Origin of the sequence: Aminobacter sp. UC22_36 (assembly GCF_044056035.1) — a bacterium.
Classification (GTDB): domain Bacteria; phylum Pseudomonadota; class Alphaproteobacteria; order Rhizobiales; family Rhizobiaceae; genus Aminobacter.
The window spans coordinates 3367545-3394349 of sequence record NZ_CP171996.1; the positions used below are offsets into that span (position 1 = coordinate 3367545).

The following is a 26805-nucleotide window of genomic DNA, read 5'->3' on the forward strand; positions in this document are numbered from 1 at the left end:
GCGCCTGACAATGAACCTCTCGCCGCTGCCCCAGATCATGCTCGAGCCGTTGGTTCGTGCCGCCTTGCTGGAAGATCTCGGCCGCGCCGGCGACATTACCACCGATGCCATCGTGCCTGCCGGCCAGCAGGCGTCAGTGGTGCTCGCGGCGCGCCAGCCCGGCGTGGTCGCCGGCCTCGATCTGGCCGCACTTGCCTTTCGGCTGATCGATCCGGCCATCGAGATGAAGGTCGCCAAACCGGACGGCAGCAGACTGGAAACAGGCGATGTCATCGCCACCTTGCGTGGACCGGCGCGCGGCCTTCTGACCGGCGAACGCGTCGCGCTCAATTTCCTCTGCCATCTGAGCGGCATAGCCACAGCTACCGCAGGCATCGTCGAGGCCGTGCGCGGCCACAAAGCGAGCATTGTCTGCACGCGCAAGACGACGCCGGGCCTGCGCGCGCTGGAGAAATATGCGGTCCGCGCCGGCGGCGGCTCAAACCACCGCTTCGGCCTCGACGACGCGGTGCTGATCAAGGACAACCACATCGCCATATCAGGTGGCGTGCGGCCGGCAATCGAGCGGGCCAGGGCGAATGTCGGGCACCTGGTGAAGATCGAAGTCGAAGTCGACACGCTCGAACAGCTGGCCGAAGTACTGACGCTCAACGTCGATGCCGTTCTGCTCGACAACATGTCACCGGAAACGTTGGCCCGCGCGGTGAAAATGGTCGATGGCCGGGCGATCACCGAAGCTTCGGGCCGCGTCAATCCGGCAACCGCCTTGGCAATAGCGGCCAGCGGTGTCGACCTCATTTCGGTCGGCTGGCTGACGCACAGCGCGCCGATCCTCGATATTGGACTGGACACGGCCGCCTGACAGGGGCAAAGGTCCCGCCCCGGGTGGGATGGCAAGGACACATCTTGGCAATGGAGAGCGCATGAACGCCGATTTGCACCTCAACGCAGCCGCAACGGAGATCAATGGGGCACATCCCCAGTGGAGCCGCGCGGAAGCCCAGGCGATCTACGACCTTCCCTTCAACGACCTGCTGTTTCGCGCGCAGACCGTCCATCGCCAGAATTTCGATCCCAATCGTGTCCAGCTCAGCCGGCTGCTTTCCATCAAGACCGGTGGCTGCCCCGAAGATTGCGGCTACTGCAGCCAGTCGGCGCATCACGAATCCGGCCTCAAGGCCTCGAAGCTGATGGAAGTGCAGCGCGTTCTGGCGGAAGCCAAGAAGGCGCGCGACGCGGGCGCGACACGCTATTGCATGGGCGCGGCCTGGCGCAGCCCCAAGGCGCGCGACATGGATGCCGTGGTTGCGATGGTCGAAGGCGTCAAGGCGCTTGGCATGGAAACCTGCATGACGCTCGGCATGCTCGATCTCGGCCAGGCCCAGCAACTCAAGCAGGCCGGCCTCGACTATTACAACCACAACATCGACACCTCCGAACGTTATTATAACGAGATCATCTCGACGCGCAGCTTCGCAGACCGTCTCGATACGCTCGCCAATGTCCGCGACAGCGGCATCAAGGTGTGCTGCGGCGGCATCGTCGGCATGGGCGAGGAGAAGACCGACCGCGTTGACATGCTGGTGACGCTGGCGAACCTGCCCGAGCAGCCCGACAGCGTTCCGATCAACATGCTGATCCCGATCGAAGGCACGCCGCTCGGCGAGGCCGCGCCGATCGAGCCGATCGAGTTCGTCCGCACCATCGCCCTTGCCCGCATCATGATGCCGAATTCGCATGTTCGGCTGTCGGCCGGGCGTACGGCGATGAGCGACGAGATGCAGGCGCTGTGCTTTTTTGCCGGTGCCAACTCGATCTTCGTCGGCGACACGCTGCTGACCGCCGAAAACCCCGGGGAAGACAAGGACACAGCGCTGTTCCGCCGTCTCGGGATCCAGCCGATGGAGCGCAGCGAGTAGTGAGCGACCGGGCTCTGCTCGAACGCTACGAGGCCAGCCTGCGCGGGCTGGCCCGCAAGAGCCGGCTGCGAACGCTTGCGCCGCGGGCCGGACTGGACTTTGCATCCAACGACTATATCGGCCTCGCCGGCAGCAAACGTTTGGCCAATGCGGTGGCCACAGCACTTGCCAACGGCACGCCTGTTGGCGCCACCGGCTCGAGACTGCTTCGCGGCAACGCGCCGGAGCATGAGGCACTGGAAGCAGAGGCAGCAACCTTCTTCGGCGCCGAGCGCGCGCTGTTTTTCGGCGGCGGTTATGTCGCGAATTTCGCCGTGCTGACGACCCTGCCGCAAAAAGGCGACCTGGTCGTGCTCGATGAGCTGATCCATGCCAGCGCCCACGAAGGTGCACGCGCCGGGCGCGCCGAAGTGGTGGAAGCCAAACACAACGATCCTGAAGCGATCGACGGTGCGATCCGCCTGTGGCGCGCGGACGGCGGAACCGGGCGCGTCTGGATCGTGGTCGAAAGCCTCTACAGCATGGATGGCGACCGCGCGCCGCTCGACGCTCTGATGGCAGTTGCCGACCGGCACGAAGCCTTCCTGTTCGTCGACGAGGCGCATGCCACCGGCGTCTACGGCCCAGAAGGGCGCGGACTGGCACATCACCTCGAAGGCCGCGACAACGTCATTGTGCTGCACACCTGCGGCAAGGCGCTGGGCGGTTCCGGCGCACTGGTCACCGCGCCAGCGACGCTCGCCGACTACATCGTCAACCGCTGCCGGCCGTTCATCTATGCCACGGCCCCCTCGCCGCTGATGGCGGTGGCGGCCATGGAGGCGCTCGACATACTTGCCGACGAACCCGAACGGCGTGGGCGGCTGGCGGGACTTGTCGCGCTGGCCGGAACAAAGACCGAGGCAATAGGCCTCAAGCCCAGCGGCTCGCAGATCCTGCCGATCATCGTCGGCGACAATGCGCAGGCCATGGCGCTGGCTGAGACATTGCAGGCGCGCGGCTTCGACGTCCGTGGCATCCGCCCACCAACAGTGCCCGAAGGCACGGCGCGGCTCAGGATCTCGCTTACTTTGAATGTCGACGAGGCTAATGTTGTCGCGCTATTCGACGCGCTCGCCGAGGAATGGAAGCGATGAACAACACCATCGTCGTCACCGGGACCGACACCGGCATCGGCAAGACCGTATTCGCCGCGGGCCTGACCGGCCTGCTCGACGGCGTCTACTGGAAGCCGGTGCAATCCGGCATCGAGGACGAGACCGACAGCCTGATCGTTGCGCGTTTGTCAGGCCTGCCGGCCGAGCGCATCATACCAGAGGCCTGGCGGCTGACAGAGCCGCTGTCGCCGCACCGCGCCGCCGAACTGGATGGCGTCGAGATCGATGCCGACGCACTGGCCCTGCCCGCGACCAAGCGGCCGCTTGTCGTCGAAGGCGCTGGCGGGCTGATGGTGCCGGTCAACCGGCAGACGCTATTCATCAACGTCTTCGCCCGCTGGCAGGCGCCGGTGGTGCTGTGCGCGCGCACCGGGCTTGGCACGATCAATCACACGCTTTTGTCGATCGAAGCGCTGCGCGGACGTAACATCCCCTTGCTTGGTGTGGCCTTTATCGGCGACGAGATCGCGGACACGCAGCGCACCATCGCCGAGATGGGCGAGGTCCGTGTGCTGGGCCGGCTGCCACGCCTCGACCCGCTGACACCGGAAACTCTGTCGGCGGCCATGCACGCGTCGTTCGACGTCGCCGATTTCGGGGAGCCCGGGCGATGAGCCGTTCAGCCGTCTGGCATCCCTTCACCCAGCACGCCACCGAGCCGGTGCCGCCTGTCATCGCGCGCACCGAGGGTGCTTATGTCGAGACGGCTGATGGCAAGCGCATTCTCGATGCGATTTCGTCCTGGTGGGTGATCACCCACGGCCACCGCCATCCCAAGATCGTCGAAGCAATTCGTCGCGCGACCGAGACGCTCGACCAGGTGATCTTCGCCGGACTGAGCCATGAGCCAGCCGAGCAGCTGGCGTCGGCGCTGGTCGACATGGCGCCGGCCGGTCTCGACTGGGTGTTTTATTCGGACAGCGGCTCGACCTGTGTCGAGGTGGCGCTGAAGATGGCGCTGGGGTTCCACCGCAACAACGGCCAGCCACGCTCGCGCCTTGTCGTGATGGAGCACAGCTACCACGGCGACACCATCGGCACGATGAGCGTCGGTGCGCGCGGTGTCTTCAACGCCGCTTATGACCCGCTGCTGTTCGAAGTCGACACCATCCCCTTCCCGGCACCGGGCCGCGAACAGGAAACGCTCGACCGCTTCGAGGCGCTGACGCGCGACGGCCAGGCAGCAGCACTGATCGTCGAGCCGCTGGTGCTCGGCGCCGGCGGCATGTTGATATATCCAGCCCGGGTGCTGACCGAACTCAAACGCATCGCCGAGAATTCGGAAACCTTGCTGATCGCCGACGAAGTGATGACCGGCTGGGGCCGTACCGGCACGATGTTCGCCTGCGAGCAGGCTGGCATCGCGCCCGACATTTTGTGCACGTCAAAAGGCCTGACCGGCGGTTCACTGCCGCTGGCGGCGACACTCGCCACCGACGCGATCTTCCAGGCGCATTTCTCGCAGGATCGGGCAAAGACCTTCTTCCATTCCAGTTCCTACACGGCAAACCCCATCGCCTGCTCAGCCGCGCTCGCCAATGTCTCGATATGGCGCAACGAGCCGGTGGCGGAACGAGTGGCGGCACTGTCGCGGATGCAGGCCGAGAAACTCGACCGATTCCGCAACGACGACCGCTTCGAAAATGTACGCACGAGCGGCACGATCGCCGCACTCGACCTGCGCGTTGGCAAGGCCGGATATCTTGCCGAGGTCGGCCCCAAACTGCGTGCGTTCTTCCTCGAGCGTGGCCTGCTGGTCAGGCCGCTCGGCAACGTCATCTACGTGCTGCCGCCCTATTGCGTGACATCAGGCGAACTCGACCAGCTCTACGATGCCGTCGACGAAGCCGCCGATTTCGTGGGAAGCACGGCGTGAACAGGTCGGCCCGTATCCTTGGCTTCGGCCACCACGTCCCCGGCCGCAAGGTAGACAACGCCGAGATCGAGGCCGGCCTCGGCCTGGAAGCCGGGTGGATAGAGGGCCGCACCGGCATCCGCGCACGCTACTGGGCCGAGCCCCAGGACACGCTGTCAGGACTGGCCGCCAAGGCCGGCGACATGGCGCTCGAAGCTGCTGGCATTGCGCGCAGCGACGTCGGCCTGCTCTTACTCGCCACGTCGACGCCGGACCATCTGTTGCCGCCTAGCGCGCCGCTGGTGGCGCATAAGCTCGGGCTTGCCAATGCCGGCGGCGTCGATCTCGCCGGTGCCTGTGCCGGCTTCATCTATGCCATGACCTTCGCCGACGGTTTCGTGCGGCTGCACAACAAGCCTGCACTGGTCATCGCTGCCAATATCCTCAGCCGCCGCATCAATCCGACCGAACGGGCAAGCGCCGTACTCTTCGCAGATGCCGCGGGTGCGGTCGTACTCGGACCGTCTAACGAGCCCGATCAAGGCATTCTTGGCGCGTCGGTCGCCGCCGACGGCGCAGGCTATGGTCTGATCCAGATTCCGGCCGGTGGCAGCAACCGGCCGTTTTCCGACGAAATCGATATCGCCGAAACGCGCATGACCATCGCCGATGGTCGCGCGGTGTTCACCAAGGCTGTCGATATGATGAGCCGCTGCTCCGCTGATGCACTCGCTGCAGCGAATCTGAGAGCTTACGACGTCAGCCGCTTCGTGCCCCACCAGGCCAATGCCCGCATCTTCAATGCTGTTGGCAAGACGCTTGGCATCGAGGACGCGCGCATCATCAAGACGATCGCCGACTACGGCAACTCATCGGCGGCGACGATCCCGCTGTCGCTTTCGGTCGCACATCAGGCTGAAGCGTCCCGGTCGGGCGAAAAGCTGCTGCTCGCCGCAGCGGGCGCTGGCCTGACCGGCGGGGCGCTGGTGGTTGGAATGTAGCTTTGCGCCGTCCGGCGTATCAGGGGAGGAAGAATGCGCAAGATCGTCGCCGGCAAGCTGCACGGCATCCACGTCACCGAAGCCAATCTCAATTATCACGGCTCGATCACGCTCGACCCCGACCATTGCGAGGAAGCCGGCATCCTGCCGATGGAATTCGTCGAGATCTGGAACAAGAGTTCCGGCGCGCGGATTTCGACCTATGTGATCCTTGGCGAGCGCGGCTCGCGCTGCTGCATCCTCAATGGTGCGGCTGCACGTACCTGCCAGGCCGGCGACCAGGTCATCATCTGCAATTCGGTTTACGTGAACGAGAACGAGATCACCACGCTCAAGCCGCGCGTGCTGACATTCGACAAGGACAACCGCGTCGTTGACCGGCTGAGCTACTCCGTCGAGCGCGACCAGACCGGCCGCTACAGCTTTTCGATCCTGGACGAAACCAGCGCGAAGCTTTCTATCCCCGCGCTGGTGAGCAGTCTTTGACTGCAACAGGCCGCGAACTGGCCTGCTGACGCTTGATTACTGGCGTTCGAGATGCTCCACCGCCAGGAAGGCGGCCTTGGCTGCCAGCGACAGGTGCTTGGCGGTCTCGACACGCAAAGGCGTGTAGAAATGCTCTTCGTGCAGCATGTTGACGGTGCCGACCAGCTTGTCGCCGACGAACACCGGCCAGTTGAGCACCGAACCGCAGCCGAGCGCCCAGATCGTCTCATGGTCCGGGAACACATCGGCAATATCCTTGATCGTGTTGGCGACGAAGGGCTTGCGCTCGATATGGATCGTGTCGAACCAGTGCGTGCGGTTGATCGGCTTGGTGCCGGAAACCGGATAGGCGTCCGGGTGGCTGGTATAGGTGCGGCCCGAGCGTTCGTTGGCCCAGTCGAGCTTCATGACGGTGAAGAGCTTGGCTCCGACAACGACATCGGCGAGCGTCTGCAACGCCTTCCAGATACCGTCGACTTCCGTGGTCGTCGCAATGGCGGCATCGAAGGCGGCGAGCGCCTCGGCGAAATTGGTCTCTGTCATGATGTACCTCTATTTCAAGTCTTGGGAAGAGCCGCGCTGAAGCTGGTCAGTTCGCGCGAATAGGGATCGACAAGCGCGCCGCGCTTGAGCTGGTCGACGCTGGCCACCTCGACGACACGGCCATGGCGCATGACGGCAAGGCGGTCGCACAGGAACGAAACCACCGGCAGGTTGTGCGTCACCATCAGATAGGTCAGCCCCTGTTCGCGGCGCAGACGCTTGAGCAGGTTGAGGATTTCCGCCTGCACCGACACGTCCAGCGCCGAGGTCGGCTCGTCGAGCAACAGCATCTTGGGCTTGAGGATCAGTGCGCGGGCAATGGCCACGCGCTGGCGCTGGCCGCCCGAAAGCTGGTGTGGAAAACGGAAGCGGAAGCGGCGGTCGAGACCGACCGACAGCATGACCTCGTCGACACGCGCGCCACTGTCGCCGATGCCGTGGATGGCAAGCGGCTCGCTCAGCGTCGCATCGACAGTCTTGCGCGGATGCAGCGAGCCATAAGGGTCCTGGAACACCATCTGGCACTGCTTGGCAAAACCACGGTCGATGCCATGGCTGCGCTGTTCGCCGAACACAGAGATGGAGCCGGTCCAGTTCCTGGCCATGCCGGCAATCGCCTTGAGCACGGTGGTCTTGCCCGAACCGCTCTCGCCGACCAGCGCAAAGCTCTCGCCCTCGGCAACAGTGAAGCCGATGCCGTGGGTAACCTTCGAATCGCCATAGGAGATGTCGAGGTTGTCGATCGCCAGCGCGTTCATGTCGAAGCCCCAGTACGTTCGAGGACAGGAAGCTCGTCGCGGCTTTCGTCAATGCGCGGGATCGAAGCGAGCAGACCGCGGGTGTAAGGATGCTTGGCGTTCTTGAGTTCGCCGGCATCGCATTCCTCGACCACCTCGCCGCTGCGCATGACCAGGATGCGGTCGCAATAGGCCGAAACGAGGTCGAGGTCGTGGCTGATCAGGATCAGCCCCATGCCCTTGCGCTTGACCAGGTCGTCGATGATCTCGAGCACCTGCGCCTGCACCGAAACGTCGAGCGCCGAGGTCGGCTCGTCGGCGATCAGCAGATCAGGCTCCGGAATCAGCATCATGGCGATCATGACGCGCTGGCCCATGCCGCCCGAGACTTCGTGCGGGTATAGGCCAAGCACGCGTTCGGGATCGTTGATACGCACGGCTTCGAGCATGGCCAGCGTGCGGTTGCGGATATCGCTGCGGCCCAGCTTCTGATGCGTCAGCAGCGCTTCTGCGATCTGGTCGCCGATGGTCATGACTGGGTTCAGCGAGAATTTCGGGTCCTGCATGACCATCGAGATGCGGGCGCCGCGAATGGAGCGCATCTGCTTTTCCGACAGCGACAGAAGGTCGGTGCCGTTGAAGGTCATTTCGTCGGCGGTCACCTGGCCGGGCGAGCGGATGAGCCGCAGGATCGAGCGGCCGGTCATCGACTTGCCGGAACCGCTCTCGCCAACGATGCCGAGGCGTTCGCGGCCAAGCGTCAGCGACAGCCCCTTGACCACGTCGACCGGACCACGGGCCGTGGGAAACGTGACCTTCAGATTGCGGATTTCAAGCAGCGCGTTCATTGCCGATCTCCATGCTTGGGATCAAGCACATCGCGCAGGCCGTCACCGAGGAAACAGAAGCCGAGGCTGACGATGACGATGGCAAAACCGGGCATCGTCGCCACCCACCACTGGTCGAGGATGAAGGAGCGGCCGCGCGAGATCATGGCGCCCCACTCCGGCAGCGGCGGCTGGGCGCCAAGGCCGATGAAACCGAGACCAGCCGCAGTCAGGATGATGCCGGCCATGTCGAGGGTGACGCGGATGATCATCGACGACGTGCACAGCGGCAGGATGTGATTGACGATGACGCGGAAGGACGAGGTGCCCTGCAATTCGACCGCAGCGACGAACTCGGAGTTGCGGATTGTCAGGGTCTCGGCCCTGGCAATGCGGGCGTAACCCGGCCACGTCGCGATCGCGATGGCGATGATGGCGTTCTGGATGCCGGGTCCAAGGGCCGCGACGAAAGCCAGCGCCAGGATCAGCTTGGGCATCGACAGGAAGATGTCGGTGATACCCATCAGGATGCGATCGACCCAGCCGCCGAAGTAGCCGGCGACGGCACCGATCACCAGCCCGACGGGGGCGGCGAGAACGGCCACCAGAGCCACGATCATCAGCGTGATGCGCGCGCCATAGACGACGCGGCTCCAGATATCGCGGCCGAGTTCGTCGGTGCCCATCCAGTTGTCCCAGCTCGGCGGCTTGAGCCGCATGGCGAGATCCTGGCCAACAGGCGAATGAGTGGCGATCCAGGGCGCAAACAGCGCCACCAGGATGAGCGTCAGCACGATAACAGCGCCGACCATGGCCAGCGGATTGCGCGAAAGCGCGCGGCTCAGCCGGTAGCTGCGACCAAGCCGGGCCTGCAGGCGCGAGGACGGCGAATCGTCGAGCAGCCAGTCACGTGTCGTCGCCATCAGCGTGCCCTCGGGTCGAGGACGCGGTAGAGCACGTCCGAAATCTTGTTGATGCCGATGAAGACGGCGCCGATGACCAGCGTTGCGCCAAGCACGGCGTTCATGTCGGCATTGAGCAGCGCCGTGGTCAGGTAGTTGCCGATGCCGGGCCAGGAGAACACGGTCTCGATCATCACCGAACCCTCGAGCAGACCAGCATAAGACAGGCCGACGACGGTGATGAGCGGCACGAGGATCGGCCGGAAGGCATGGCGCCACAACACCAGCCGCTCGGACACACCCTTGACCCGGGCGGTGGTGACATATTCCTGCGCCAGCTGGTCGAGCATGAAGGAGCGCGTCATGCGGGCGATGTAGGCGAGGCTGAAGAAGCCAAGCACCGCAGCCGGCAGCGCGATATGGGTCAAGGCGTTGACGAAAATCTCGGTCTCGCCGGCGAGCAGGCTGTCGATCAGGAGCAAGCCAGTGACCGGCTCGACGAGGCCGTCATAAAAGATGTCGATACGCCCGGGGCCGCCGACCCACTGCAGCTTGGCGTAGAACAGCGCTAGGCCGACAAGGCCGAGCCAGAAGGCTGGAACCGAATAGCCGAGCAGGCCAACGACGCGGATGACCTGATCGACGAGGCTGCCCTGGCGGCTCGCGGCATAGACGCCCATCGGCACGCCAAGCAGCACGCCGATGATGATGCCGATCGTCGCCATCTCCAGCGTTGCCGGAAAGACGCGCTTGAGATCCTCGATCACCGGCTTGCCGGTCGATACCGACATGCCGAGATCGCCCGTCAGAACATTGCCGACATAGTGGAAGAACTGGACGATCAAGGGCTGGTCGAGGCCCATTTCGATGCGTGCGGCCTCATAGACTGCGCGCGGCGCGCGGTCGCCGACGACGGCAAGCACCGGGTCGATCGGTACCACACGGCCGATGAAAAAGGTGATGGCCAGAAGGCCAAGGAAGGTAAAGGCGATGGCGACCAGAACGCCCAGCACGCCTTTCACTGTTTTCCAGGCGTGCCGCGCATTACGCGATGAGCCGCCGGGCCCTGCTGGAAGCGCCTTTGCGGCGGAGTCGGTTTCTAATGCCACGCGGTCTTTGTTCCCACCACATTGGCCGCGTCGCGAGTGCGGCACGGTTGTTTTCTGTCGAGCAAAATTCCGCTTGGACTATACAAATATTTTTGCTTAGATCAAAAAAATTTTGATGGGAGCGAAAAACTTGTCCTCAGCAGCCGGCAAATCTGCGGCATCGAGCCAGCCCAAAGTGGGCGCGCTGATCCGCGCCCGCCGGCGCCAATTGTCGATGACGCTCCAAGAATTGTGTGATGCCGCAGGCATTTCGGTCGGGTACCTCAGCCAGGTCGAGCGCGATCATGCCACCCCTTCGCTCGGCACGCTGGCGCAAATTGCCCGCAGCCTCGATGTGGGTGTGGATTATTTCATCGCGACACCGAGCATGGAGGACGGGCTGACCCGTTCCGGCGACCGCAACCGATTCTCCGTCGACGGCTCGTCGATCGTCTACGAGCGCATCGCTGCCGACTTCACCGGCAACGTGCTCTCGTCCTTCGTCCTCAACGTTCCGCCAGGCTACCGCTCGGAGACGGTCAGCCATGAGGGTGAAGAGATCCTGTTCATTCTCGAAGGCGCCATTACCCAGCGCCTCGAGGATCAAGAAATGGTGCTTTCGGTCGGCGACAGCCTGCACTTCCGCGGCAATCGTCCGCATTCCTGGTCGAACGACACCGATAAGTTCGCGCGCATGCTCTGGACCGGCACCTTGCCGATGTTCAGGTCGCGCACGGAGCATCCGGCCCTGCGCGGTTCAAGGGCCGACGAGACAACAATGGGAACCAAAAAGGAGACAAAATGATGAGACTGTTCAAAGCAGCGCTGCTTGCTGCGGCGCTGGCAATGCCGATGACGCCCGCGATCAGCCTGGCGGCAACGCCGGCCGGCGTACTCGTGGTGGCGCAGAATATCGACGACATCGTCAGCATCGACCCCGCCGAAGCCTACGAGTTCTCCTCGGGCGAGTACGTTGCCCAGACCTACGACCGTCTCGTCCAGTACGATGCCGCCGACACCAAGACCCTGGCTGCTGGTCTCGCCAAGGAATGGACGGCTGACGACGCCAACAAGACCATCACGTTCACGCTGCGCGACGGCGTCAAGTTCACCTCCGGCAATCCGCTGCGCGCCGAGGATGTGGTCTATTCGTTCAAGCGCGTGATCGTGCTCAACAAGGCCCCGGCCTTCATCCTGACGCAGCTCGGCTGGACCCCTGAGAACTTCGATTCGATGGTCAAGGCCGACGGCAACAAGGTCGTGATCAAGTATGAAGGCGACTTCGCTTCAGCCTTCGTGCTCAACGTTCTTGCTGCGCGTCCGGGTTCGATCGTCGACGCGGTGACGCTTCAGGCCAACGAGGCCAATGGCGACATGGGCAATGGCTGGCTGAAGTCGAACTCGGCTGGCACCGGCCCGTTCGTGCTCAAGGCCTTCCGCCCGGGCGAAATCATCAACCTCGCCGCCAACCCCGACTATTTCAACGGCGCGCCGGAGATCAAGGGCGTCATCATCCGCCACGTCGCCGAAGCTGCGACCCAGCAACTCTTGCTGGAATCGGGTGACGTCGACATGGCCAAGAACCTGACGTCGGACCAGATCGCAACGATCGCCGGCAAGGACACGCTGGTCACCGAGACCTATCCGCAGGCAGCCGTGCACTTCCTGAGCTTCAACCAGAAGGACGCAGCCCTGCAGCCGGAAGCCGTGTGGGATGCCGCGCGTTACCTGGTCAACTACAAGGGCATGACCGACACCTTCCTGAAGGGCCAGATGCAGACGCATCAGGCGTTCTGGCCGTCGGGCTTCCCCGGCTCGCTCGACGAGACGCCCTACAGCTACGATCCGGCCAAGGCCAAGCAGATCCTGGCTGATGCCGGCATCAAGACGCCGATCGACGTCACGCTCGACGTCATCAACTCGACGCCGTTCACCGACATGGCGCAGTCGCTGCAGGCAAGCTTCGCCGAAGCCGGCATCAACTTCAACATCATCCCGGGCACCGGCTCGCAGGTGATCACCAAGTACCGTGCCCGCACCCATGAGGCGATGCTGCTCTATTGGGGCCCAGATTTCATGGACCCGCACTCCAATGCCAAGGCGTTCGCCTACAACGAGGACAACTCCGACGATCACTACCAGTCGACCACCACGTGGCGGAATGGCTGGGCCGTGCCGGAAGAGCTGAACAAGGCGACCAAGGCTGCCCTTGCCGAGCCTGACCAGGCAAAGCGCAACACGATGTATGTCGACCTGCAGAAGCAGGTGCAGGAGAAGTCGCCGATCGTCATCATGTTCCAGGCCGCGACCCAGGTCGCTCGCGCCAAGAACGTCGAAGGCTATGTCAACGGCGCGACCTCCGACTTCGTCTACTACCGCCTCGTCAAGAAGAACTGACGAACGGCACTGACCGGGACCGCCCCATTGCGGGCGGTCCCATTTCCCCTCCCCTCACCCCCTCCCCAAATCCAAGAAGGCAGAGACGATGTACGAAGAGCGGATGGCGCGGCTGCGCGAGCGCATGGCTGAAACCGGGACTGACCTTGTGGTCGTCGGCCCCTCTTCGCACCTTGTCTGGCTTGCCGGCATGTCGCCGCATGGCGACGAGCGCCCGGTGCTGCTGATCGTCGCCAAGGACCACGCCGGCTTCCTGATGCCGGCGCTCAACGTCGACAGCCAGCGTCCCTACACCAAGCTGCCGTTCTACCCGTGGACCGATGCCGACGGGCCCAGCGCAGCACTTGCCAAGCTGCTCAAGGATTGCGGTGCCGGCCACGGCAACCTCAAGATCGCGCTTGACGAAACCATGCGCGCCGATTTCGCGCTGCTGGTCATCGACGCCCTGCCAGGTGCTGCACGCGGTTTCCTCGCGGATACGGTGAGCTTCCTGCGCGGCCAGAAGGACGACGCCGAATACGCACGGCTCAAGATGAACGCTGTGCTTAACGATGGCGCGATGCGCGCCGGTTTCGCCGCACTGAAGCAAGGCGTCACCGAACTGGAAGTGGCACAGGCAATCCGCGACTTCTACGCCGCCAACGGCGCCAAACCGGAGTTCACCAGCGTCTGTTTCGGCGAAAACGGTGCCTTCCCGCACCATCATACCGGCGACCGCCAGCTCAAGGCCAACGAGGCCGTATTGATTGACATCGGCGGGCGCAAGGACGGCTATCCCTCCGACATGACGCGCGTCGGCGTGTTCGGAGAGACCCCGGAAGGCTTTGACGAGGTTCACGGCGTTCTGGAGCGCGCCGTGCAGGCGGCGATTGCCGCAGCAAAGCCAGGTGTCGCCGCCAAGGAGGTCGACAAGGCCGCCCGCGACGTCATCGCCGCAGCCGGTTATGGCGACTTCTTCCTGCACCGCACTGGCCATGGCCTGGGCATCGACATCCATGAGCAGCCATACATCACCGGCACGTCGGAGACGATCCTTGTCGAAGGCAACGTGTTCTCCATCGAGCCGGGCATCTATCTGCAGGGCCGCTTTGGGCTCAGGCTGGAAGAGATCGTGATCCTGCGCGGCAATCGTGCCGAGGTGCTGTCCGACCTGCCGCGCGAGGCATTTCTGGTCAAGGCGTAAGCCTTCAGCAATCCAGCCGAACAACGAAAGGGCCGCCGCAGCGGCCCTTTCTTTGTTGGGACACCTCGCCCCCCAATCGCTGTTGCCCAATTTGCGCGTTCTGGTGCTATCATTGCGTTTGGAACCGTGGAATTGCGCTGGAGGGGCTGTGCGTTCTTTGCTTGTTGCGGTGATTGCCCTGATCTCGATCGATGCAAGTGCCGCGGAACAGACCTTCCCGGCCGATGGCGGTGCCGTCTATTTCAACATGCCTTCAGGTAATGTCGGCTGCCAGTACACGCCCGCAGGCGGCTCGGACGTCTACATGCCCGGGGATGGCGGGCCGGAACTCGGCTGCGACCGCATCGAGCCGACCTATCTCAGGTTCATCCTCGGCAAGTCTGGAAAAGCCAAGCGTTATCAGAATGTTGGCGATACCGGGTGCTGCGATGGCTCGCATAGGCTTGAATATGGCAATAGCTGGAAAAAGGGGCCGTTCAGCTGCACGTCCGATAAGGCCGGGCTGAGCTGCACCCGCAATGATGGCCACGGCTTCTTCATCAGCCGGTCCAGAACCCAAATCTACTGAGCGGCAAGGCCGCCCCTTAGGAATCCGATTTCAGACAAAAGAAAAGCCGGGCGAACCCGGCTTTTCAAGCATTACATCGGCTGAAGAGCGATCAGTTGACCGCGTCCTTGAGGCCTTTGCCAGCCGAGAACTTCGGTACCGTGCGCGCCGGGATCTTCACTTCCGCACCCGTCTGCGGGTTACGGCCAGTCGACTCCGCGCGTTTTGACACGGTGAAATTTCCGAAACCGACAAGCCGGACATCGCCGCCGCTCTTCAGTTCGCCGGTGATGACGGAAAAAACAGCGTCGACAGCGGACTGCGCGTCACCCTTCGAGAGCTTGGATGCTTCGGCGACGGCGGACACTAGTTCGTTCTTGTTCATTCAAATTCCCTTCCATGAGAAAACCGGGACATTAGACTCAGCCGGTAGGACACGGACTTTAGAAAAAAGTGTCGGCACAACCAAGTCGAAAAGGCCCGCAAAGCCCGGAATTCTGCGGTTTTTCACATGAAAAAGCCGGGCGTGTGCCCGGCTTTTCGTTTTTCGTTGCAACTTTAGATGCAACTAATGAGCGAAGCCCTTGCCGGCATCATCGCCGGCATCCGACTTGGACGCCGGCACGTCGACCGGCTCAGTCCATTCAATCGGCTCGGGCATGCGCACCAGAGCGTGCCTGAGCACTTCGCCCATGCGGCCGACCGGGATAATCTCCATGCCGCTCTTCACGTTTTCCGGAATCTCCGCCAGATCCTTGGCGTTTTCTTCCGGGATCAGCACCTTCTTGATGCCGCCGCGAAGCGCTGCAAGCAGCTTCTCCTTGAGGCCGCCGATCGGCAGCACACGACCACGCAGAGTGATCTCGCCAGTCATCGCGACATCGGCCTTGACCGGAATACCGGTCATTACCGAGACGATGGCCGTCGCCATACCGACACCGGCCGAAGGGCCGTCCTTGGGCGTCGCACCTTCCGGCACGTGCACATGGATGTCGCGCTTGTCGAACAGCGGTGGCTCGATGCCGAAATCGATGGCGCGGCTGCGGACATAAGACGCCGCCGCCGAGATCGACTCCTTCATGACTTCACGCAGGTTGCCGGTGACGGTCATGCGGCCCTTGCCAGGCATCATCACACCTTCGATCGTCAGCAACTCGCCGCCAACCTCGGTCCATGCCAGGCCAGTGACCACACCGATCTGATCGTCGGCCTCGACCTGTCCGAAGCGGTAGCGCGGCACGCCGAGATACTCGTCCAAGTTGGCGGCGGTGACCTTCACCGACTTCTTCTTGGTCTTGATGATCTCGGTGACGGCCTTGCGCCCGAGCTTCATCAGCTCGCGCTCGAGGCTGCGGACACCGGCTTCGCGCGTGTAAGTCTGGATGATGCCGCGGATCGCGTCCTCGGAAACCGAGAACTCCTTGGGCTGGAGCGCATGATCGCGCACCACCTTGGACATCAGGTGCCGCTTGGCGATCTCGACCTTTTCGTCCTCGGTGTAGCCGGCGATGCGGATGATCTCCATGCGGTCCATCAAGGGCGCAGGGATGTTCAGCGTGTTCGCCGTCGTCACGAACATCACGCTCGAAAGGTCGTATTCGACCTCCAGATAGTGGTCCATGAACGTTGCGTTCTGTTCCGGATCGAGCACCTCAAGCAGCGCCGACGAAGGATCACCACGGAAGTCCTGGCCCATCTTGTCGATCTCGTCGAGCAGGAAGAGCGGGTTGGACTTCTTGGCCTTCTTCATCGACTGGATGACCTTGCCGGGCATCGAGCCGATATAGGTGCGGCGGTGACCGCGGATCTCGGCCTCGTCACGCACGCCGCCGAGCGCCATGCGCACGAACTCACGGCCGGTCGCCTTGGCGATCGACTTGCCGAGCGAGGTCTTGCCGACGCCGGGAGGGCCAACGAGGCACAGGATCGGGCCCTTCAGCTTCTTCTGGCGGCTCTGCACGGCAAGATACTCGACGATGCGGTCCTTGACCTTGTCGAGGCCGTAATGGTCGGTGTCGAGCACCTCCTGGGCGAAGTTCAGGTCCTGCTTGACCTTGGAATTCTTGCCCCACGGGATCGACAGGATCCAGTCGAGATAATTGCGCACCACGGTGGCTTCAGCCGACATCGGCGACATCGAACGCAGCTTCTTCAACTCGGCATCCGCCTTCTCGCGGGCCTCCTTGGAAAGCTTCGTCTTCTTGATGCGCGCCTCGATCTCGGCGGACTCGTCGCGGCCGTCTTCGCCTTCGCCGAGTTCCTTCTGGATCGCCTTCATCTGCTCGTTGAGGTAGTACTCGCGCTGGGTCTTCTCCATCTGCCGCTTGACGCGGCTGCGGATGCGCTTTTCCACCTGCAAGACGGAGATTTCGGCTTCCATGAAGCCCATCGCCTTCTCGAGCCGTTCCTTGACGGACAGCGTGCCGAGCATTTCCTGCTTCTCGGTGATCTTGATGGCGAGATGCGAGGCCACCGTATCGGCGAGCTTGGAATAGTCCTCGATCTGGCTGGCAGCGCCAACCACTTCGGGCGAAATCTTCTTGTTCAGCTTGACGTAGTTTTCGAAGTCGGAAACCACCGAACGCGCAAGCGCCTCAACCTCGACCTCTTCCTCTTCGGGCTCGCTCAAGACGAGAGCGTGGGCCTCGTGGAAATCAGGCTTGTCGGTGAAGGACTGAATCTTGGCGCGCGTCGTGCCCTCGACCAGCACCTTGACGGTGCCGTCAGGCAGCTTGAGCAGCTGCAGCACATTGGCGAGCGTGCCGATGTCGTAGATGGCGCCCGGCTCGGGGTCATCGTCGGCGGCATTCATCTGGGTCGCAAGCAGGATCTGCTTTTCCTGACCCATCACCTCTTCCAGAGCCTTGATCGACTTTTCACGCCCCACAAACAGCGGGACGATCATGTGCGGGAACACGACAATGTCGCGCAACGGCAGGACTGCGAAGGTACCTTCGCTGGAAGAGCGGGATATTTTGGCCATTGTCCAACCTTTCATTTCGCAGCCGCGCGAGCGCCAACCGCGAATCTCATATTAACGACCATGGACGGTTCCGCCTACCGCCGATTACCGCGCGGTATTACAGCACGAAAACCCACCCATCGCCTCTTCTCCGTTAGTTGGAGCTTCGCCGGGTAAACATCAAGGCCAATCACGCTCGTGCATGACCCCGAAAATCGGAATCGATTTTCGGAAAGGATCATGCACCACCTCAAAACTCTACAGCGTCCCTTGCGCATCTCAAGGATGCGCGGCGCTGTAGCGTTTGCTGGCCAGGATCGGCGAGGCTCCGAAATGCCAACGGCGCCGCTGGGGCGCCGTTCGCTGGAGCGGTCCAAAGGGAAACTGCCAGGCCTCAGGCGCTGACGTTGCCCTTCTTTTCCTTCTGTTCGGAGTAGATATAGAGCGGCCGGGCGCTGCCGGTCACCACCTCTTCCGAAATCACCACTTCCTGCACGCCTTCGAGTGCGGGAAGTTCAAACATCGTGTCGAGCAGGATCGCTTCCATGATCGAACGCAGGCCGCGGGCGCCGGTCTTGCGCTCGATGGCGCGCTTGGCAATCGCCGACAGCGCGTTCTCGTGGAAGGTCAGGTCGACATTTTCCATCTCGAACAGGCGCTGGTACTGCTTGACCAGAGCATTCTTCGGCTCGGTCAGGATCTGGATCAGCGCTGGCTCGTCGAGATCCTCGAGCGTCGCCAGGACAGGCAGACGGCCGACGAATTCGGGGATCAGGCCGAATTTCAGCAGATCCTCTGGTTCGACGAGGCGGAACACTTCGCCGCTGCGCCGGTCCTCCGGCGAAGCGACGGTGGCGCCAAAGCCGATCGAGGTCTTGCGGCCGCGATCCGAGATGATCTTGTCGAGGCCGGCAAACGCGCCACCGCAGATGAACAGGATGTTGGCCGTGTCGACCTGCAGGAACTCCTGCTGCGGGTGCTTGCGGCCGCCCTGGGGCGGCACGGAAGCGACAGTGCCTTCCATGATCTTCAGCAGCGCCTGCTGGACACCTTCGCCACTGACGTCGCGGGTGATAGACGGGTTGTCCGACTTGCGCGAGATCTTGTCGATTTCGTCGATGTAGACGATGCCGCGCTGGGCGCGTTCGACATTGTAGTCGGCCGACTGCAGCAGCTTGAGGATGATGTTTTCGACGTCTTCGCCGACATAACCGGCTTCGGTCAGCGTCGTCGCATCCGCCATGGTGAACGGTACGTCGATGATGCGGGCGAGCGTCTGGGCGAGCAGCGTTTTGCCGCAGCCCGTCGGGCCGATCAGCAAGATGTTCGACTTCGCCAATTCGACGTCGTTGCTCTTGGACGCATGCGCGAGGCGCTTGTAGTGGTTGTGGACGGCTACCGACAGCACGCGCTTGGCGTAAGGCTGACCAATGACATAGTCGTCCAGAACCTTGAGGATTTCCTGCGGTGTCGGCACGCCCTCGCGCGACTTCACCATCGAGGTCTTGTTCTCCTCGCGGATGATGTCCATGCACAGTTCGACGCATTCATCGCAGATGAAGACGGTCGGGCCGGCTATGAGTTTGCGTACCTCGTGCTGGCTCTTGCCGCAGAACGAGCAATAGAGCGTGTTCTTGGAGTCGCCGCCGCCGTTGCTGACCTTGCTCATCTTGTCCAAGTCCTTTCACTGCCGCCCGGCCGAAGGTCTGGCTCCGGGGCGCATATGCAATCTAACGACGGACGCCGCCACCGCCATTCCCTGGCCGCCGCAACGAGCTCCGTACAACTCACATTCCAGAAGTCGCTGCAACGAGTCGCGGCACCCTTGAACAACGCTAAGCCGTCGAAGCTCAACGCCACCTTAACGTAGGCCGACGCTTCCACGGAGGGAACAGCAAAATGTGTCCGAAATGCCGCAGGGCACCTCAAAAATGCGAGATGTGGCCCTGCAGGCAGGTCGCAGCGTCCAATCACGAAGCGGTGGCACCCTCAACCGGGTCGCGGCTTGCGATGACCTTGTCGATCAAACCAAAGTCGCGTGCCTCGTCCGCCGTCATGAAATGGTCGCGGTCGAGCGTCTTTTCAATGGTCTCGTAGTCCTTGCCGGTATGCTTGACATAGACCTCGTTGAGACGGCGCTTGAGCTTGATGATGTCCAGGGCGTGGCGCTCGATGTCCGAGGCCTGCCCCTGGAAGCCGCCCGAAGGCTGGTGCACCATGATGCGGGCGTTCGGCGTGGCAAAACGCATGTCCTTGTGGCCGGCGCAGAGCAGCAGCGAGCCCATTGAGGCAGCCTGGCCGATGCACAGCGTCGAAACCGCCGGCTTGATGAACTGCATGGTGTCGTAGATCGCCATGCCCGAGGTCACCACGCCACCGGGCGAGTTGATGTAGAGATTGATCTCTTTCTTCGGGTTCTCGGCTTCGAGGAACAGCAGTTGGGCGCAAACGAGCGTCGCCATGCCGTCTTCGACCGGGCCGGTGATGAAGATGATGCGCTCTTTGAGGAGCCGCGAGAAGATATCGTAGGCGCGCTCGCCTCGGTTGGTCTGCTCGACCACCATCGGAACGAGGTTCATGTATGTTTCGACGGGGTTCTTCATCGACTATCCCTTTTCGTGAGGGGATTCCGGCGCCGGACGGGCAGAATCGGTTCAGAGGCTTTGCCCTGTAAATAGGATGTCGCATTAGCGTTGCGCAAGACCGGTAAGCACGCATGACTTCAGCTGCCGCTAACTTTCGTAGCGATAGCTGGCTCAATGTTCGGCACTGGAACTTTCCGCACCTGCTGCGGTAGTGGACTCAATGCAATGGGCCCGGCCGTCAGCTGAGCGAATGTCTGGTGCCTGGACAAACAACCAAACCCAAGCTCACCAGCTAGTCTGACGGCCCGTTCCGCGGAAAACTGATACCGGAGCAATTGTGTCGGAAGCCAAAGACAGCGAGACAATCAGATTCTACTCGAACGAGGCGGAAGCCTACACGACCAGGGGCGCGCCGGCGAGCAACCGCCATCTCCACGCATTCATGGCTCGCTTGCCGACGGGTGGCCATGTGCTCGAACTTGGATGCGGCGCAGGACAAGACAGCGAAGCCATGCTCGCCGAAGGCTTCGACGTCACACCATCAGATGGCACGCCGGAGATGGCCGCGGCAGCAGCAAAACGTCTTGGCCGAGCCGTCAAGGTCCTCCTGTTTGAAGACATCGAAGAAACCGACGCCTATGACGGCGTGTGGGCCAATGCCTGCCTGCTACATGTGCCGCGCGAGCATCTTGCGGGGATCGTTGAGCGTGTGCAGCGGGCGCTGAAGCCGGGAGGCGTGTTCTACGCGAGCTTCAAGGCTGGCGAAGCCGAGGGACGCGATCGCTTCGGCAGGTACTATAACTACCCTTCCCCCGCATGGCTGGCAGGCGCATATGGCGACCGCGGCTGGAAAGGGCAGATCGAAATCACCAGTAACAGAGGAAGCGGCTACGACGGCCTGCCGACGGACTGGCTTTATGTATTCGCCACCAAGGCCTGAGCGGCTGCCGTGGCCTGAGGATCTTACGCGATGAAAAACGATACCAAACACTGGTCCAGGGTAGAACTGTTGCACGAGACAGTCACGAATCCGAAAATCCACATTCGTGGCACGCACAGCTACTATAGCGATGCCTGGTCGGGTTCGTTCGAACAAAGCGTCGTGCGCTATCTCTATGGCGACGACTACAGTCTGAAAGCGTGGGAACCGGCCTGGCCGATCGACCAACTGCATATCGGCGACTATGTCTGCGTCGGCGCCGAGGCGGTGATCCTGCTCGGCGGCAACCACACACACCGGACGGACTGGTTCAGCCTTTATCCCTTCCCCGAGTTCATCCTGGATGCCTATGCCGGCAAGGGCGACACGGTCATCGGCGACGGCGCCTGGATCGGCATGCGCGCCATGATCATGCCCGGCGTCACCATCGGCGAAGGCGCCATCATTGCCTCAGGTGCCATCGTCACCAAGAAACGTGGCGCCCTACACCATCGTTGCTGGAAATCCGGCCGTGCCGATCAAGACGCGTTTTCCGCAGGCCGTTGTCGACAAACTGCTGGCGCTCAAAGTCTACGAATGGCCGGCAGAGAAGTTCGAGGCGCTGAAGCCGCTGCTATGCGCGAACGAGATCGACACGCTGGCATTGGCGTCGGAAAAATTCGACGCGAAAAAAAGCTGACGCTCAGAGCCGGATCACATATTCCTTGCGAGTCGTTTCAAGCACTTCCCAGCTTCCCCTGAAGCCGGGCCTGAGGACGAAGCTGTCGCCGGCACGCACCGTGCAGGCTTCGCCGCCCTCCTCCGCGATGACCGAGACGCCCGACAAGATGTGGCAGAACTCCCATTCATCATATTCGATGCGCCATTTGCCGGGCGTCGATTCCCAGATGCCAGCATAGAGCCCGCCATCAGCCTCCTCGGCGTTCCAGGTACGGAACTTGGGATCGCCCGAGATCAAACGGCCCTGCGCCGGCGCCCCGGCTTCCGGCTCGATGCCATTGACGTCGATGGTGAGAAATTTCGGCAAGATCCAGCTCCAGACAGCAAAAGGCCCCGGCAGCCCAAGACTGCCGGGGCCAACTCTTGCACGGCCGATCAGGCCTTGGCCAGCGCCTGCTCGAGGTCGGCGATAATGTCGCTGACATCCTCGATGCCGACGGAGAGGCGGACAACATCAGGTCCGGCGCCTGCCGCCACCTTCTGCTCGTCGGAGAGCTGGCGGTGGGTGGTCGAAGCCGGGTGAATGACCAGCGACTTGGTGTCGCCGACATTGGCGAGGTGCGAGAACAGCTCAAGTGCTTCGACGAACTTGACGCCGGCCTCGTAGCCACCCTTGAGGCCGAAGGTGAAGACGGCACCCGCCCCTTGCGGCGAATACTTCTTCATCAGCGCATGGTTCTTGTCACTCTTGAGGCCGGGATAGGAGACCCATTCGACCTTGGGATGGTCGGAGAGCCAGCCGGCGACCGTCAGCGCATTGTCGCAATGGCGCTGCATGCGCAGCGGCAAGGTCTCGAGGCCGGTGAGGATCAGGAACGAGTTGAAGGGCGAGATCGCCGGGCCAAGGTCGCGCAGGCCGAGAACGCGGGCGGCGATGGCGAAGGCAAAATTGCCAAAGGTCTCGTGCAGCACGACGCCGCCATATTCAGGCCGCGGCTCCGACAGCATCGGGTATTTGCCCGACTTCGACCAGTCGAAGGTGCCGCCATCGACGATGACGCCGCCGATCGAATTGCCGTGGCCGCCGATGAACTTGGTCAGCGAATGGACGACGATGTCAGCGCCATGCTCGATAGGACGGATCAGGTACGGGCTCGCCAGCGTGTTGTCGACGATCAGCGGCAGGCCATGCTTGCGGGCAATGTCGGCCACCTTTTCGATGTCGACGAAGGTGCCGCCCGGATTGGCAAGGCTCTCGATGAAGATCGCCTTGGTCTTGCCATCGATCTGCTTGTCAAAGCTTGAAATGTCGTTGGTGTCGGCCCAGCGCGCTTCCCAGCCAAAATTCTTGAAGGCATGGCCGAACTGGTTGATCGAGCCGCCATAGAGGCGCGTCGCGGCGACGAAATTGTCGCCCGGACGCATCAGATTGTGGAACACCAGTAACTGCGCCGCGTGGCCCGACGCGGTGGCCAATGCCGCGGTACCGCCTTCAAGGGCTGCGATGCGCTCCTCAAGCACGGCCTGGGTCGGGTTCATGATGCGGGTGTAGATGTTGCCGAAGGCCTTCAGCCCGAACAGCGATGCGGCGTGGTCGGCATCGTCGAAGACATAAGATGTCGTCTGGTAGATCGGCGTGGCGCGGGCGCCAGTCGCCGGATCGGGCTTTGCGCCAGCGTGGACCGCAAGCGTGTTGAAACCAGGAGCGCGCTGGGACATTTGTTTCTCCAAGGATATGCCAGTCGAATTCGGGCGCCATCTTTGGCGGAGCCAGTGCCGGAAAGCAAAGACGAATATTCCAGAACGCCCAATACTTACCGCACGATTTTTCCATACTGCTTCGGCGGCGGTCGATTGGGCACGACTATTTTGCGCGGATGCCGAAGCTCTGGAACCCCTCGCGCATGACCGGGCGCTTTGACGACAGCACGCCTGAGTTAATGCCGCTCCAGCCGATTTCCCCCGCCAGCCGCGCATATTCGATCTTGGGGCAGCGATTCATGACGACCTGGATGCCGGCGGCCTCGGCCCGGGCCGCGGCCTCGTCATGGCGGACGGTCAACTGCATCCAGATGACTTTTGGCAGCGGATCAAGCTTGAGGGCTTCATCGACAATTACCGGCACTGCGGCCGACGCACGGAAGACATCGACCATGTCGATGGCCTGGGGAATGTCGGTGAGGCTGGCATAGGTCATGCGGCCGAGGATCTCCTTGCCGGCATGGCCCGGATTGACCGGGTAAACCTTATAGCCCTTGCCGATCAGATATTTGGTGACAAAGTAGCTGGGCCTGACGTCATTGGCCGAAGCACCGACGACGGCGATCGTCCTGACCGAATTCAGGATGCCGGCGATGTAGGCATTGTCGTAGCTGTTGTGGTTCATGGCCGCCTCGTTCGACGGTTCTGGATACCGGCTTTCGGCAGGGTGCGCAAACGCCGCGCACCTCACGGCAGGGAGATGCTGCCATCCTCGGCAATCGGGAAATCGGGATTGTGCGCCACTTCCCAGAGGTGGCCCTCGGTGTCGGCGAAATAGCCATACCAGCCGCCCCAGAAGGCGCGCTGCGCCGGCTTGACGATGCGACCACCGGCCTTCTCGGCCGCCGCCAGCATCTCGTCGACCTCGGCTTCGGAACGCGTGTTGTAGGCCAGCGACACGCCGGAAAAACCGCCCTTGCCGCCGGGAAATCCCCGCGTCGGTCGCAAGTTGCTCGCGACCCCAAAGGCCGAGCACGATCCCGCCCAGCTGGAAGAAGGCGACACCGTCGGTAATCGACTGGTTTCGTTTGAGCCCCATCGATTCATAAAAGCGCACGGCGCGGCCGAGATCATCGACCCCCAGGGTGACAAGCGAAATCCGCTGTTCCAATCCTATTCTCCCTTCCACTGTGCTTCGCGCTTGTCGATGAAAGCGCCGATCCCCTCCTCGGCATCCCGTGCCAGCATGTTTTCGACCATCACCCGCGACGCATGGTCATAGGCTTCCGCAAGCCCCATCTCGGCCTGGGCGTAAAATGCCTCCTTGCCGATCTTCAGCGTCAGAGGCGATTTCGAAACAATGGTTTGGACGTATTTTCCGACAATGTGATTCAGGTACTCGCGCGGCACGACGCGATTGACCAGACCGAAATCGCGCGCGGTCGTGGCATCGATGGTCTCGCCGGTCAGCAGCATTTCCATCGCCTGTTTGCGCGGGACATTGCGCGACAGCGCCACCATCGGCGTCGAGCAGAACAGGCCAATATTGACGCCTGGCGTGCAGAAAGTGGATTGATCGGAGGCGATGGCGAGGTCGCAGCTGGCGACGAGCTGCAAGCCGGCCGCCGTGGCAAGGCCATCGACCTCGGCAACCACCGGCTTGGGGTGGCGCACGATCGACTGCATCAGCGTCGAACAGCGTGCCATGGTGAGTTCGAAGAAGGCGCGGCCGCGGTCGGCGTCGCTTCTGTGGGCTGTCATTTCCTTGAGGTCATGTCCGGCGCAGAACACCTTGCCCGCGGCAGCGAGCACGATGGCCCTGATTTCCTTGTCGTCGCGCGCACCGTCCAGTTGCGACTGCAACGCCGCCATCGTTTCGATCGACAGCGCGTTGGCAGGCGGATTGGCAAGAACTAGGCGCAAAACGCCATTGTCCAGGCTGGACCGAACAGATCCCTCAGCTGTGCTGCGTTTGATGGCGACGATTTCTGCCATAGTGCTCCCCGGCTAATGCGGCGAAAGACGAATCGCCAGCGTCGAGCTTGAGCCATATACGTTTGCCCGCAAACATTGGTTCCCAACTAAGTGTCGCGGGCGACGGCATAGGTTCACACGCAGCCAGAATGACGACGCCGGAAAATGCCCCCCGGAAAGCCAACGGAAAGAGCGAATGCCCGAGCAGAATGGATTGACGCCGCTGATGACGGCGGCCGAGGTCAATGATCTCCTCAAGGAGGTCTATCCGCAACTCAACGACCACTATGATTTTTATCAGGTGACAGACGTCTTTCCCGGCGGCTGCACCGTCCGGCTCAATGCCGACGAGCGCCATCTCCGGCCCGGTGGGACAGTATCTGGACCGTCGCTGTTCACCCTTGCCGACATCGGCGGTTATGTCTGCGTGCTCAGTCATGCTGGGCCTGACGCCTTGTCGGTAACGACCAACCTCAACATCAACTTCATGCGCAAGGCGGAGGCCGGCCCGATCGACGGCCATTGCCGCATCCTCAAGCTGGGCAAGAGCCTGATGGTGTTCGACATCGACATCGTGGCTGGACCGGAGAAGCAGACCGTGGCGCACGCAACCGGCACCTATTCCATCCCGCCGAAACGCGACAGAGGTGCGGTAAAATAATACCACTCATCTATCATATTGTTTTTATTTATTTTTATGAAGCATGGTCAGTTCCGCAACGCTTGACGCTTCAACCGCCCTCACCTATAAGCCCATGCAAAGCAGCGGCCCGCATTGGGTCGCCGTTTTGTTATTGGCCAAGGGCTTCGGCCATTCGCCAATGAAAGCAACAAGAAACGCCTTCTCTTGAAGGTCCGAACCGAAAGCATATAACCATGACAACCTTTTCGCAGAAGCCTGCGGACGTGGTGAAGAAGTGGGTGCTGATCGACGCCGAAGGTCTCGTCGTCGGCCGTCTCGCCTCCATCGTCGCCAACATCCTCCGCGGCAAGAACAAGCCCACCTTCACGCCCCACGTCGACGACGGTGACAATGTCATCATCATCAACGCCGACAAGGTCGCGTTCACCGGCAAGAAGTTCACCGACAAGGTGTACTACTGGCACACCGGCCACCCCGGCGGCATCAAGGAGCGCACCGCGCGCCAGCTGCTCGAGGGCCGTTTCCCCGAGCGCGTCCTGGAGAAGGCCGTTGAGCGCATGATCCCGCGTGGTCCGCTCGGCCGTCGCCAGATGAAGAATCTCCGCGTCTACGCAGGCGCTGAACATCCGCATGTCGCTCAGCAGCCTGTGACGCTCGACGTCGGCGCGCTGAACGTCAAGAACAAGAAGGCCTCGTAA

28 protein-coding genes and 1 pseudogene are annotated in these 26805 nt (G+C 62.3%); 15 read left to right on the forward strand and 14 right to left on the reverse strand.

From position 1 onward, the window contains the following. The first annotated feature begins 37 nt into the window (after nt 1-37). The 7 genes from nadC (at nt 38) to panD (ending at nt 6418) form a co-directional block, all read left to right on the forward strand. Nucleotides 38-862: a carboxylating nicotinate-nucleotide diphosphorylase gene (nadC, locus tag ACHMW7_RS19950; RefSeq protein WP_395451376.1), complete on the forward strand. Its 825-nt coding sequence runs from the start codon at nt 38-40 to the stop codon at nt 860-862. A gap of 61 nt (nt 863-923) precedes the next feature. Continuing rightward, nucleotides 924-1919 carry a biotin synthase BioB gene (gene bioB, locus ACHMW7_RS19955; protein WP_395447250.1) on the forward strand — a complete coding sequence of 332 codons (996 nt, stop codon included), beginning with the start codon at nt 924-926 and terminating at the stop codon, nt 1917-1919. After that, complete coding sequence (locus ACHMW7_RS19960; protein ID WP_395447251.1) at nt 1919-3055, forward strand: 8-amino-7-oxononanoate synthase; 1137 nt, start codon at nt 1919-1921, stop codon at nt 3053-3055. The genes bioB and ACHMW7_RS19960 overlap by 1 nt, the downstream gene beginning before the upstream one ends. Next, entirely contained in the window at nt 3052-3690 is a 639-nt protein-coding gene (bioD, locus tag ACHMW7_RS19965) for a dethiobiotin synthase (protein WP_395447252.1), read from the forward strand. Before ACHMW7_RS19960 ends, bioD begins: the two co-directional genes overlap by 4 nt. Beyond that, nucleotides 3687-4952, forward strand: coding sequence for an adenosylmethionine--8-amino-7-oxononanoate transaminase (locus tag ACHMW7_RS19970; protein WP_395447253.1), 1266 nt, complete (start codon nt 3687-3689; stop codon nt 4950-4952). The genes bioD and ACHMW7_RS19970 overlap by 4 nt, the downstream gene beginning before the upstream one ends. Then, complete coding sequence (locus ACHMW7_RS19975; RefSeq protein ID WP_395447254.1) at nt 4949-5932, forward strand: beta-ketoacyl-ACP synthase III; 984 nt, start codon at nt 4949-4951, stop codon at nt 5930-5932. The genes ACHMW7_RS19970 and ACHMW7_RS19975 overlap by 4 nt, the downstream gene beginning before the upstream one ends. Nucleotides 5933-5965: 33 nt before the next feature. Continuing rightward, complete coding sequence (gene panD / locus ACHMW7_RS19980) at nt 5966-6418, forward strand: aspartate 1-decarboxylase (RefSeq protein WP_395447255.1); 453 nt, start codon at nt 5966-5968, stop codon at nt 6416-6418. A gap of 36 nt (nt 6419-6454) precedes the next feature. Here the strand turns inward: panD and ACHMW7_RS19985 are convergent, their stop codons facing one another. Genes ACHMW7_RS19985 through ACHMW7_RS20005 form a run of 5 tightly spaced genes read right to left on the reverse strand, consistent with a single transcriptional unit; the run spans nt 6455 to nt 10440 of the window. Beyond that, complete coding sequence (locus ACHMW7_RS19985) at nt 6455-6961, reverse strand: GAF domain-containing protein (protein WP_395447256.1); 507 nt, start codon at nt 6959-6961, stop codon at nt 6455-6457. A gap of 14 nt (nt 6962-6975) precedes the next feature. After that, nucleotides 6976-7719 carry an ABC transporter ATP-binding protein gene (locus tag ACHMW7_RS19990; protein WP_395447257.1) on the reverse strand — a complete coding sequence of 248 codons (744 nt, stop codon included), beginning with the start codon at nt 7717-7719 and terminating at the stop codon, nt 6976-6978. Continuing rightward, nucleotides 7716-8546 (reverse strand): ABC transporter ATP-binding protein, encoded by an 831-nt coding sequence (locus ACHMW7_RS19995; RefSeq protein WP_184768891.1) that lies wholly within the window; start codon nt 8544-8546, stop codon nt 7716-7718. Before ACHMW7_RS19995 ends, ACHMW7_RS19990 begins: the two co-directional genes overlap by 4 nt. Then, nucleotides 8543-9448 (reverse strand): ABC transporter permease, encoded by a 906-nt coding sequence (locus ACHMW7_RS20000; RefSeq protein ID WP_395447258.1) that lies wholly within the window; start codon nt 9446-9448, stop codon nt 8543-8545. Before ACHMW7_RS20000 ends, ACHMW7_RS19995 begins: the two co-directional genes overlap by 4 nt. Next, nucleotides 9448-10440, reverse strand: coding sequence for an ABC transporter permease (locus ACHMW7_RS20005; protein WP_395451377.1), 993 nt, complete (start codon nt 10438-10440; stop codon nt 9448-9450). The genes ACHMW7_RS20000 and ACHMW7_RS20005 overlap by 1 nt, the downstream gene beginning before the upstream one ends. Nucleotides 10441-10666: 226 nt before the next feature. Between ACHMW7_RS20005 and ACHMW7_RS20010 the strand changes: the two genes are divergently transcribed. From ACHMW7_RS20010 to ACHMW7_RS20025, 4 genes are all read left to right on the forward strand, one after another. Continuing rightward, nucleotides 10667-11320, forward strand: a complete 654-nt coding sequence (locus ACHMW7_RS20010; protein WP_395447259.1) for a helix-turn-helix domain-containing protein — start codon at nt 10667-10669, stop codon at nt 11318-11320. Further along, nucleotides 11320-12912: an ABC transporter substrate-binding protein gene (locus tag ACHMW7_RS20015; protein ID WP_395447260.1), complete on the forward strand. Its 1593-nt coding sequence runs from the start codon at nt 11320-11322 to the stop codon at nt 12910-12912. Before ACHMW7_RS20010 ends, ACHMW7_RS20015 begins: the two co-directional genes overlap by 1 nt. An 88-nt stretch (nt 12913-13000) precedes the next feature. Continuing rightward, nucleotides 13001-14095: a M24 family metallopeptidase gene (locus tag ACHMW7_RS20020; RefSeq protein ID WP_395447261.1), complete on the forward strand. Its 1095-nt coding sequence runs from the start codon at nt 13001-13003 to the stop codon at nt 14093-14095. Nucleotides 14096-14243: 148 nt separating this feature from the next. Further along, a complete protein-coding gene (locus ACHMW7_RS20025) occupies nt 14244-14663 on the forward strand; it encodes a DUF6636 domain-containing protein (protein WP_395451378.1) in 420 nt (139 codons plus the stop codon). 91 nt (nt 14664-14754) lie between these two features. On the opposite strand, the gene ACHMW7_RS20030 is transcribed toward ACHMW7_RS20025, so the two are convergent. The 4 genes from ACHMW7_RS20030 to ACHMW7_RS20045 form a co-directional block, all read right to left on the reverse strand. Next, on the reverse strand, nt 14755-15027 hold the full coding sequence (locus tag ACHMW7_RS20030; RefSeq protein ID WP_214385062.1) for an HU family DNA-binding protein: 273 nt from the start codon (nt 15025-15027) through the stop codon (nt 14755-14757). 183 nt (nt 15028-15210) lie between these two features. Next, entirely contained in the window at nt 15211-17625 is a 2415-nt protein-coding gene (gene lon / locus ACHMW7_RS20035; RefSeq protein ID WP_395447262.1) for an endopeptidase La, read from the reverse strand. Between the two features lie 373 nt (nt 17626-17998). Beyond that, nucleotides 17999-19273 carry an ATP-dependent Clp protease ATP-binding subunit ClpX gene (clpX, locus tag ACHMW7_RS20040; RefSeq protein ID WP_115733862.1) on the reverse strand — a complete coding sequence of 425 codons (1275 nt, stop codon included), beginning with the start codon at nt 19271-19273 and terminating at the stop codon, nt 17999-18001. A gap of 301 nt (nt 19274-19574) precedes the next feature. Next, nucleotides 19575-20207, reverse strand: coding sequence for an ATP-dependent Clp protease proteolytic subunit (locus tag ACHMW7_RS20045; RefSeq protein ID WP_395447263.1), 633 nt, complete (start codon nt 20205-20207; stop codon nt 19575-19577). Between the two features lie 319 nt (nt 20208-20526). Between ACHMW7_RS20045 and ACHMW7_RS20050 the strand changes: the two genes are divergently transcribed. After that, a complete protein-coding gene (locus tag ACHMW7_RS20050) occupies nt 20527-21129 on the forward strand; it encodes a class I SAM-dependent methyltransferase (RefSeq protein ID WP_395447264.1) in 603 nt (200 codons plus the stop codon). A gap of 30 nt (nt 21130-21159) precedes the next feature. Then, nucleotides 21160-21870: a DapH/DapD/GlmU-related protein gene (locus ACHMW7_RS20055; RefSeq protein ID WP_395447265.1), complete on the forward strand. Its 711-nt coding sequence runs from the start codon at nt 21160-21162 to the stop codon at nt 21868-21870. Here the strand turns inward: ACHMW7_RS20055 and ACHMW7_RS20060 are convergent. The 5 genes and pseudogenes from ACHMW7_RS20060 to ACHMW7_RS20080 all read right to left on the reverse strand — a co-directional run bounded on the left by ACHMW7_RS20060 (nt 21812) and on the right by ACHMW7_RS20080 (nt 25485). Continuing rightward, nucleotides 21812-22156 (reverse strand): cupin domain-containing protein, encoded by a 345-nt coding sequence (locus ACHMW7_RS20060; RefSeq protein WP_395447266.1) that lies wholly within the window; start codon nt 22154-22156, stop codon nt 21812-21814. The genes ACHMW7_RS20055 and ACHMW7_RS20060 overlap by 59 nt on opposite strands. A 68-nt stretch (nt 22157-22224) precedes the next feature. Next, a complete protein-coding gene (locus ACHMW7_RS20065) occupies nt 22225-23508 on the reverse strand; it encodes an O-acetylhomoserine aminocarboxypropyltransferase (RefSeq protein WP_395447267.1) in 1284 nt (427 codons plus the stop codon). Between the two features lie 145 nt (nt 23509-23653). Then, nucleotides 23654-24175 carry a CoA-binding protein gene (locus ACHMW7_RS20070; RefSeq protein WP_395447268.1) on the reverse strand — a complete coding sequence of 174 codons (522 nt, stop codon included), beginning with the start codon at nt 24173-24175 and terminating at the stop codon, nt 23654-23656. Nucleotides 24176-24237: 62 nt separating this feature from the next. Continuing rightward, nucleotides 24238-24661 (reverse strand): annotated as a pseudogene (locus ACHMW7_RS20075) (VOC family protein). Nucleotides 24662-24663: 2 nt separating this feature from the next. Continuing rightward, a complete protein-coding gene (locus ACHMW7_RS20080) occupies nt 24664-25485 on the reverse strand; it encodes an enoyl-CoA hydratase (protein ID WP_395447269.1) in 822 nt (273 codons plus the stop codon). Nucleotides 25486-25660: 175 nt separating this feature from the next. Between ACHMW7_RS20080 and ACHMW7_RS20085 the strand changes: the two genes are divergently transcribed. Together ACHMW7_RS20085 and rplM are read left to right on the forward strand one after the other, a co-directional pair. Continuing rightward, nucleotides 25661-26125 (forward strand): PaaI family thioesterase, encoded by a 465-nt coding sequence (locus ACHMW7_RS20085; protein ID WP_395447270.1) that lies wholly within the window; start codon nt 25661-25663, stop codon nt 26123-26125. A gap of 215 nt (nt 26126-26340) precedes the next feature. Next, nucleotides 26341-26805: a 50S ribosomal protein L13 gene (rplM, locus tag ACHMW7_RS20090; protein ID WP_184768877.1), complete on the forward strand. Its 465-nt coding sequence runs from the start codon at nt 26341-26343 to the stop codon at nt 26803-26805.

What these genes read in the sequence shown, in the direction of transcription:
- lon (WP_395447262.1), bottom strand. Translation starts at nt 17,625, where the DNA reads ATGGCCAAAATATCCCGCTCTTCCAGCGAAGGTACCTTCGCAGTCCTG.
- ACHMW7_RS20065 (WP_395447267.1), bottom strand. Translation starts at nt 23,508, where the DNA reads ATGTCCCAGCGCGCTCCTGGTTTCAACACGCTTGCGGTCCACGCTGGC.
- ACHMW7_RS20020 (WP_395447261.1), top strand. Translation starts at nt 13,001, where the DNA reads ATGTACGAAGAGCGGATGGCGCGGCTGCGCGAGCGCATGGCTGAAACC.
- ACHMW7_RS20070 (WP_395447268.1), bottom strand. Translation starts at nt 24,175, where the DNA reads ATGAACCACAACAGCTACGACAATGCCTACATCGCCGGCATCCTGAAT.
- ACHMW7_RS19995 (WP_184768891.1), bottom strand. Translation starts at nt 8,546, where the DNA reads ATGAACGCGCTGCTTGAAATCCGCAATCTGAAGGTCACGTTTCCCACG.
- nadC (WP_395451376.1), top strand. Translation starts at nt 38, where the DNA reads ATGCTCGAGCCGTTGGTTCGTGCCGCCTTGCTGGAAGATCTCGGCCGC.
- ACHMW7_RS19985 (WP_395447256.1), bottom strand. Translation starts at nt 6,961, where the DNA reads ATGACAGAGACCAATTTCGCCGAGGCGCTCGCCGCCTTCGATGCCGCC.
- ACHMW7_RS19970 (WP_395447253.1), top strand. Translation starts at nt 3,687, where the DNA reads ATGAGCCGTTCAGCCGTCTGGCATCCCTTCACCCAGCACGCCACCGAG.
- ACHMW7_RS20085 (WP_395447270.1), top strand. Translation starts at nt 25,661, where the DNA reads ATGCCCGAGCAGAATGGATTGACGCCGCTGATGACGGCGGCCGAGGTC.
- ACHMW7_RS20055 (WP_395447265.1), top strand. Translation starts at nt 21,160, where the DNA reads ATGAAAAACGATACCAAACACTGGTCCAGGGTAGAACTGTTGCACGAG.
- rplM (WP_184768877.1), top strand. Translation starts at nt 26,341, where the DNA reads ATGACAACCTTTTCGCAGAAGCCTGCGGACGTGGTGAAGAAGTGGGTG.
- ACHMW7_RS19990 (WP_395447257.1), bottom strand. Translation starts at nt 7,719, where the DNA reads ATGAACGCGCTGGCGATCGACAACCTCGACATCTCCTATGGCGATTCG.
- ACHMW7_RS20015 (WP_395447260.1), top strand. Translation starts at nt 11,320, where the DNA reads ATGAGACTGTTCAAAGCAGCGCTGCTTGCTGCGGCGCTGGCAATGCCG.
- clpX (WP_115733862.1), bottom strand. Translation starts at nt 19,273, where the DNA reads ATGAGCAAGGTCAGCAACGGCGGCGGCGACTCCAAGAACACGCTCTAT.
- ACHMW7_RS20030 (WP_214385062.1), bottom strand. Translation starts at nt 15,027, where the DNA reads ATGAACAAGAACGAACTAGTGTCCGCCGTCGCCGAAGCATCCAAGCTC.
- ACHMW7_RS20080 (WP_395447269.1), bottom strand. Translation starts at nt 25,485, where the DNA reads ATGGCAGAAATCGTCGCCATCAAACGCAGCACAGCTGAGGGATCTGTT.
- bioB (WP_395447250.1), top strand. Translation starts at nt 924, where the DNA reads ATGAACGCCGATTTGCACCTCAACGCAGCCGCAACGGAGATCAATGGG.
- ACHMW7_RS20045 (WP_395447263.1), bottom strand. Translation starts at nt 20,207, where the DNA reads ATGAAGAACCCCGTCGAAACATACATGAACCTCGTTCCGATGGTGGTC.
- bioD (WP_395447252.1), top strand. Translation starts at nt 3,052, where the DNA reads ATGAACAACACCATCGTCGTCACCGGGACCGACACCGGCATCGGCAAG.
- panD (WP_395447255.1), top strand. Translation starts at nt 5,966, where the DNA reads ATGCGCAAGATCGTCGCCGGCAAGCTGCACGGCATCCACGTCACCGAA.
- ACHMW7_RS20000 (WP_395447258.1), bottom strand. Translation starts at nt 9,448, where the DNA reads ATGGCGACGACACGTGACTGGCTGCTCGACGATTCGCCGTCCTCGCGC.